Genomic DNA, 7,159 nt, shown 5'->3' with positions numbered 1-7,159 from the left:
GCAGGACCTCAGCCCTGCCGCACGACGGGGATGCCCTCGGAGGGCTGGACGACGACGAAGCCGGGGCCCGAGAAGGCCAGCTGGAACGACTCGCCGGAGCCGCCGCGCAGCAGCGAGCCCATCGACAGGTCGTTCTGGATCCCCGGCACGAGGTTGGACGACCACGCGACGGCCGCCTGCGGGTCGACGTACGTGGGCTGGCTCGCGCAGTCGAGGATCATCGGCGCCCCGTCCGAGCACAGGGCCAGCATGCCGTGCCCGGAGAGCTCGAGGTTGAACAGCCCGCCCGCCATCAGCCCGGCCCCGCCCACGCGGCGGATGTCCCAGGACAGGGAGTCGTCGAAGGCCAGCAGGGCCGAGCTGCTGACCGTCACCCCCTCGCCCTCCAGCAGCACGGTGAACACGTCCCGCGCCTGCCGGGCGAAGAACACCTCGCCCTCGCCCGAGACGCGCATCATGGGAGCGTCCTCGCTGCTGAGCACCTTCTTCATGAGCTTGCCGATGGAGCCTGCGCCCTCGTGGCGGAAGCCCATCCGTCCCTGGTAGGCGACCATCGCCCCCTTCGTGGCGACCACGTCCGGGCCCAGGCCCACCCGCAGCATCCGGGGGGACTGGAGGGTCCAGCGCTCCTGGCTCTGGCGTTCGAAGTTGTCCTGGGCGAAGAGCTCGCTGCGCACGGTGTCCTCCTGGGGGTCGCTGCCTGCTGTCCTGCCCATCGTGGCACCCACAGGCCGGGAACCGCAGCATCCCGGCGGTCGGTAGAGTGGAGGCCGTGACTTCCTCCCACCGCACCCCGTACTACATCACCACGGCCATCGCGTACCCCAACGGCACCCCGCACATCGGGCACGCCTACGAGGTCATCGCGACCGACGTCATGGCCCGGTTCAAGCGGCTGGACGGCTACGACGTCCGCTTCCTGACCGGCACCGACGAGCACGGCCAGAAGATGCAGCAGACCGCGGAGAAGGAGGGCCTCACGGCGCGGGAGCTCGCGGACCGCAACTCGGCGCGCTTCCGCGAGATGGACGACGCCCTGAACATCTCCTACGACCGCTTCATCCGCACCACGGACGCCGACCACTACGCGGCGTCGGCGGCCATCTGGCGCCGGATGGAGGAGGCTGGCGACATCTACCTCGGCAAGTACGCCGGCTGGTACTCCGTGCGCGACGAGGCGTTCTACGGCGAGGAGGAGACCGAGCTCCGCGAGGACGGCGTGCGGTGCTCGACGGGCACCGGCACGGAGGTCACCTGGACCGAGGAGGAGTCCTACTTCTTCCGCCTCTCCGCCTACCAGGACCGGCTGCTGGCCCTCTACCAGCAGGAGGGCTTCGTCCACCCCGAGACCCGCCGCAACGAGGTCGCCTCGTTCGTGCGCTCGGGCCTGGAGGACCTCTCGATCTCCCGCACCACCTTCGACTGGGGCGTGCCCGTGCCCGGCAACCCGGACCACGTGATGTACGTGTGGGTGGACGCCCTCACCAACTACCTCACCGGCGTGGGCTTCCCGGACACCGACTCCGAGACCTTCCGGCGGTACTGGCCGGCCGACGCGCACGTGATCGGCAAGGACATCGCCCGCTTCCACGCCGTGTACTGGCCGGCGTTCCTGCTCTCCGCTGGGCTGCCCCTGCCCAAGCGGGTCATCGCGCACGGCTTCCTGTTCAACCAGGGCGAGAAGATGTCCAAGTCCGTGGGCAACGTCATCGACCCCCACGCCCTCGTGGCCGAGTACGGCCTGGACCCGCTGCGCTTCTTCCTGCTGCGCGAGGTGCCGTTCGGCCAGGACGGCAGCTACTCGCACGACGGGATCAAGAACCGCATCAACTCCGACCTCGCCAACGACCTCGGCAACCTCGCGCAGCGCTCGCTGTCGATGGTCGCGAAGAACTGCGAGGGCCGGGTCCCCGTGCCGGGCGAGCTCACCGCCGAGGACCGCGCCATGCTCGCCGCCGCCGCCGGGCTCTACGAGCCGGTGCGCGCGGAGTTCGACGAGCAGCAGTTCCACCGGGCGCTCGAGCGGATCTGGCGGGTGGTCGCCGAGGCCAACCGGTACTTCACCGCCATGGAGCCCTGGAAGCTGCGCAAGACCGACGCCGAGCGGATGGCCACGGTGCTCTGGGTGACGCTCGAGGTGGTGCGCGTGGTCGGCATCCTCGTCCAGCCGGTGGTGCCGGACGCCGCCGCCCGGCTGCTCGACGTGCTCGGCCAGGCCGAGGGCGGTGCCCGCCTGTTCACCGCCCTGGACACGCCCCTCGCGGCCGGGACCGAGCTGCCCCCGCCCGCGCCGGTGTTCCCGCGCTACGAGGAGCCCGCGGCGCTCCAGGCCTGAGCAGCGGCCCCTGTCCACCATGCGAGACGTCCGTCCACACCGTGGTCGGACGGGCGGAGCTGCTCCTATCCTGGGCCCATGACCCAGCCGACCTCCGCAGCAGCCCCCGCCCACCTGAAGATCGCCCTCGTCCCCGGGGACGGCATCGGCCCCGAGGTCGTGACCGAGGCGGTGAGGGTCCTCGACGCGGTGACCGCCGCCGCCGGCGTCACGGTGGCGAAGAAGGAGTTCGGCCTCGGCGCGCAGCACTGGCTGGACACGGGGGAGACCCTCACGGACCGGACGCTGGACGAGCTGCGGGCCCACGACGCCATCCTGTTCGGCGCCGTCGGCGCCGCCCCGGGGGACCGGAGGGTCCCGTCCGGGATCATCGAGCGCGACGTGCTGCTGAAGATGCGCTTCAGCCTCGACCACTTCGTCAACCTCCGCCCGTCCAAGCTCTTCCCCGGCACCACCAGCCCGCTCTCCACCCCCGGGGACATCGACTTCGTGGTGGTGCGCGAGGGCACCGAGGGCCCCTACGCCGGCAACGGCGGCGTCCTGCGCGGCGGCACCGACGCCGAGATCGCCACGGAGGTCTCGCTCAACACCGCCTACGGCGTGCGCCGCCTCGTGCGCTACGCCTTCCAGCTCGCCGCAGGACGGGAGCGCAAGAAGCTGACCCTGGTCCACAAGCACAACGTCCTCGTCAACGCCGGCCGCCTCTACGCGCGCCTCGTCGAGGAGGTCGGCGCCGAGTTCCCCGACGTCACCGTCGACTACCTGCACGTGGACGCGGCCACGATCTTCCTCACGACCGACCCTGCACGCTTCGACGTCATCGTCACGGACAACCTGTTCGGGGACATCCTCACCGACCTCGCCGGGGCGGTGACGGGCGGCATCGGCCTGGCCCCGGCCGGCAACATCAACGCGGACCGCACCGCGCCGTCGATGTTCGAGCCCGTCCACGGCTCCGCGCCGGACATCGCGGGGCAGCAAAAGGCGAACCCCGTGGCGGCGATCCTCGCGACCGCCATGATGCTGGAGCACCTCGGCCACTCCGGGCCGGCCGCCCGGATCGAGGCGGCCGTGCAGCAGGACCTCGCCGCGCACGGCAACGAGCCCCGCACCACCGCCCAGGTGGGCGACGGCGTGCTCGCCGCCCTGGCCTGAGCCGATCCGGGCGTGCTCCGGGGATAGGCTGGAGCACGGAACCAACAGCTGAGCCCCGCGTGCCGGTCGCCACGGGGTCGACCTCGCAGGGAGACGCAGTGACCACACAGCCCACCACCTTCGCCCACCACCTCAGCCAGGACCCGGTCCCGGACGAGGTCCGCGCGGCGGTCCTCGCCGATCCGGGCTTCGGCACGAACTTCACCGACCACATGGTGAAGATCGACTGGTTCGGGGACGTCGAGAAGGGGACGGGCCGCTGGAGCGACCCCCGGATCGAGCCGTACGGGCCGCTGGTGCTGGACCCGGCCGCGGCCGTGCTGCACTACGGCCAGGAGATCTTCGAGGGGCTCAAGGCCTACCGGCACGCGGACGGCTCCGTGTGGACGTTCCGGGCCGATGCCAACGCCGCCCGGCTCAACCGGTCGGCCCGCCGGCTGGCGCTGCCGGAGCTGCCCGAGCAGCTGTTCCTGGACTCGCTGAGGGAACTCGTGTCGGTGGACGAGCAGTGGGTGCCCGACGGGGACGGCGAGTCCCTGTACCTGCGCCCGTTCATGATCGCCACGGAGGCGTTCCTCGGCGTGCGCCCGTCCCGGCAGGTGCTGTACTCGGTCATCGCCTCCCCGGCCGGCAACTACTTCGGCGGCCCGGTGAAGCCCGTGGACATCTGGCTCTCCCGCGACTACGCCCGGGCCGGCCGCGGCGGCACGGGGGCGGCCAAGTGCGGCGGCAACTACGCCGCCTCTCTGATCGCCCAGATGGAGGGCGACGCCCACGGGTGCCAGCAGGTGATGTTCCTGGACCGCGACCGCGGGGACGCCGTCGAGGAGCTGGGCGGCATGAACGTGTTCTTCGTCTACGAGGACGGCCGCCTGGTGACCCCCGAGCTCACCGGCACGATCCTCGAGGGCGTCACCCGCCGCTCGATCATCCAGCTCGCGAAGGACCGTGGGATGGACGTCGAGGAGCGCCGCTTCACCCTCGACGAGTGGCGCGAGGGCTGGCAGGCCGGGACCATCACCGAGGCGTTCGCGTGCGGCACCGCCGCCGTCATCACCCCCATCGGCCGGCTCGTCTCCGCCGAGGAGACCATCGGCGACGAGGGGGCCCGGCCCGGCGAGGTCACCATGGACATCCGCAAGCAGCTCCTGGAGATCCAGACGGGCCGCGCGGAGGACCCGCACGGCTGGCTGACCCGCCTGGTCTGAGCCGGCGGCCCCCGGTGGCGCCGCCGGGGGCCGCGCGGCCGGCCGCAGGCCGTGGGATAGCCTGGTCCCATGCGAATTGCCAGGTTCACGGTCGACAACGAGATCCACTTCGGCGCGGTGCAGGGCGCCGCCGGCGGGGAGACGGTCACCGTCCTCGCGGGCGACCCCTTCTACACCGGGATCAACCCCACCCAGCAGCGCCACGACATCGCCGACGTCCGCCTCCTGGCCCCCGTGATCCCGCGCTCCAAGATCGTGTGCGTCGGCCGCAACTACGCCGACCACGCCGCGGAGCTGGGCAACGAGCTGCCCACCTCCCCGATGCTGTTCTTCAAGCCCAACACGTCCGTCGCCGGTCCCGGGGACCCCGTGACCCTGCCCCCGTGGACCGAGCAGGTCTCCTACGAGGCCGAGCTCGCCGTCGTCATCGGGCGGATGTGCAAGGACGTCCCCGTGGAGCGCGTGCCCGAGGTGGTCTTCGGCTACACCGCCGCCAACGATCTCACCGGCCGCGACGTGCAGAAGACCGACGGCCAGTGGGCGCGCGCCAAGGGCTTCGACGGGGCCTGCCCGCTCGGGCCCTGGATCGAGACGGACCTCGACACCTCCGCCCTCGCCGTGCGCAGCCGCGTCAACGGAGAGACCAAGCAGGACGGCAACACCCGGGACATGGTCTTCGACGTCCCGTTCCTCGTCTCCTACGTCTCCCAGGCGTTCACGCTCCTGCCCGGCGACGTCATCCTCACGGGCACGCCCGCCGGCGTCGGCATCGTCGACGAGGGCGACCGGATCGAGGTGGAGGTCGAGGGCATCGGCGTCCTGCCGACCGTCCTGCGCCGCTGATCCTCGCCGCCGACCCGCGACACTGATCCGCGACGCCGACCGGCACGAGCCCCGGGGCGCCCGCCCCACCGCACGACCCCACCCGGCCCCGACCGAACCACGAAAGAGCCATGACCGACACGCCCGCCACCCCGGCCACCGCCTCGACCACCGCCTCGCCCGTGCGCGTGCGCTTCTGCCCGTCCCCGACGGGCACCCCGCACGTGGGGCTGATCCGCACCGCGCTGTTCAACTGGGCCCACGCCCGGCACACCGGCGGCACCATGGTCTTCCGCGTCGAGGACACCGACACCCAGCGCGACTCGGAGGAGAGCTACCAGCAGCTGCTCGAGGCGCTGGCGTGGCTGGGCATCGACTGGGACGAGGGCGTCGAGACCGGCGGTCCGCACGCCCCCTACCGGCAGTCCCAGCGCCTGGACGTCTACCGGGACGTGGCGACCCGGCTCCGGGAGCACGGGGCGGTCTACGAGGCGTACTCCACCCCGGAGGAGGTCGAGGCCCGCCACCGGGCGGCCGGACGCGACCCCAAGCTCGGCTACGACAACTTCGACCGCGACCTCACCGAGGAGCAGATCGCGGCGTTCCGGGCCGAGGGCCGGGAGCCCGTGCTGCGGCTGCGGATGCCGGACGAGGACATCGTGGTCCACGACATGATCCGCGGCGAGATCGTCTTCCGGGCCGGTTCCATCCCGGACTACGTGGTGGTGCGCGCCAACGGCCAGCCGCTGTACACGCTCACCAACCCCGTGGACGACGCCCTCATGGAGATCACCCACGTGCTGCGGGGCGAGGACCTGCTCTCCTCGACACCGCGCCAGATCGCCCTGTTCCGCGTCCTGGTCGAGATCGGCTTCGCGAAGTACGTGCCCGAGTACGGCCACCTGCCCTACGTCATGGGCGAGGGCAACAAGAAGCTGTCCAAGCGCGACCCCGAGTCCAGCCTCTTCCACCTCAAGGACAGCGGATTCGTCCCCGAGGGGCTGCTCAACTACCTGGCGCTGCTGGGCTGGTCCCTGTCCGCGGACGAGGACGTCTTCACCGTGGAGCAGCTCGTGGAGCACTTCGACGTCCACGACGTCCTGGCCAACCCCGCCCGGTTCGACCTCAAGAAGGCCACCGCGATCAACGGCACCCACGTCCGCAGGCTCGCCCCCGAGGACTTCCGCGACCGGCTCGTCCCCTACCTGCAGGCCGGCGGCGTGCTGGGGGAGACCCTGGACGAGCGCCAGCAGGACATCCTCGACCGGGCCGCCCCGCTGGTCCAGGAGCGGATGAACCTGCTCGGCGAGGCCCCCGAGCTGCTGTCCTTCCTCTTCGCCGCGGACGACGAGATCGAGGTCGCCGACGACGCCCGCAAGCAGCTCGAGGACTCCGCCGGCGACGTGCTGCGGGCCGCGCTCGCCGCCCTCGAGCCGCTCCAGGACTGGAGCGCCGCCGCCCTCGAGACCGCGCTCCGCGAGGCCATCGTGGACGGGCTGGGCATCAAGCCGCGCCTGGCCTTCGGCCCCGTCCGCACCGCCGTCTCCGGCCGGCGGATCTCCCCGCCGCTGTTCGAGTCCCTCGAGATCCTCGGCAAGGACTCCTCCCTGACCCGCCTGCGCGCGCTCGCCGCCCAGCT

General features: G+C 71.8%; 6 protein-coding genes. 5 read left to right on the top strand and 1 reads right to left on the bottom strand.

Annotated features, from left to right (window positions below):
- Positions 1-8: 8 nt before the first annotated feature.
- Positions 9-677, bottom strand: coding sequence for an AIM24 family protein (locus ACYVM4_RS12305; RefSeq protein ID WP_368822234.1), 669 nt, complete (start codon positions 675-677; stop codon positions 9-11).
- Between the two features lie 95 nt (positions 678-772).
- Here ACYVM4_RS12305 and metG point away from each other — a divergent pair, with 95 nt between their 5' ends.
- The 5 genes from metG to gltX form a co-directional block, all read left to right on the top strand.
- Entirely contained in the window at positions 773-2,335 is a 1,563-nt protein-coding gene (gene metG / locus ACYVM4_RS12300) for a methionine--tRNA ligase (protein ID WP_460668729.1), read from the top strand.
- Positions 2,336-2,413: 78 nt separating this feature from the next.
- Positions 2,414-3,490, top strand: coding sequence for a 3-isopropylmalate dehydrogenase (locus ACYVM4_RS12295; protein ID WP_460668728.1), 1,077 nt, complete (start codon positions 2,414-2,416; stop codon positions 3,488-3,490).
- Positions 3,491-3,588: 98 nt separating this feature from the next.
- Positions 3,589-4,698: a branched-chain amino acid aminotransferase gene (locus ACYVM4_RS12290; RefSeq protein ID WP_460668727.1), complete on the top strand. Its 1,110-nt coding sequence runs from the start codon at positions 3,589-3,591 to the stop codon at positions 4,696-4,698.
- Between the two features lie 69 nt (positions 4,699-4,767).
- Positions 4,768-5,541: a fumarylacetoacetate hydrolase family protein gene (locus ACYVM4_RS12285; RefSeq protein ID WP_460668726.1), complete on the top strand. Its 774-nt coding sequence runs from the start codon at positions 4,768-4,770 to the stop codon at positions 5,539-5,541.
- Positions 5,542-5,651: 110 nt separating this feature from the next.
- Positions 5,652-7,159, top strand: a 1,508-nt coding sequence (gltX, locus tag ACYVM4_RS12280; protein WP_460668725.1) for a glutamate--tRNA ligase, incomplete at its 3' end; no start/stop codon positions are given.

This window comes from Kocuria himachalensis, assembly GCF_054784195.1.
This window is presented reverse-complemented; position numbering and strand designations above follow the sequence as displayed.

Excerpts from the sequence above, each read along its gene's own strand:
- ACYVM4_RS12285 (WP_460668726.1), top strand. The coding sequence starts at position 4,768 with ATGCGAATTGCCAGGTTCACGGTCGACAACGAGATCCACTTCGGCGCG.
- ACYVM4_RS12295 (WP_460668728.1), top strand. The coding sequence starts at position 2,414 with ATGACCCAGCCGACCTCCGCAGCAGCCCCCGCCCACCTGAAGATCGCC.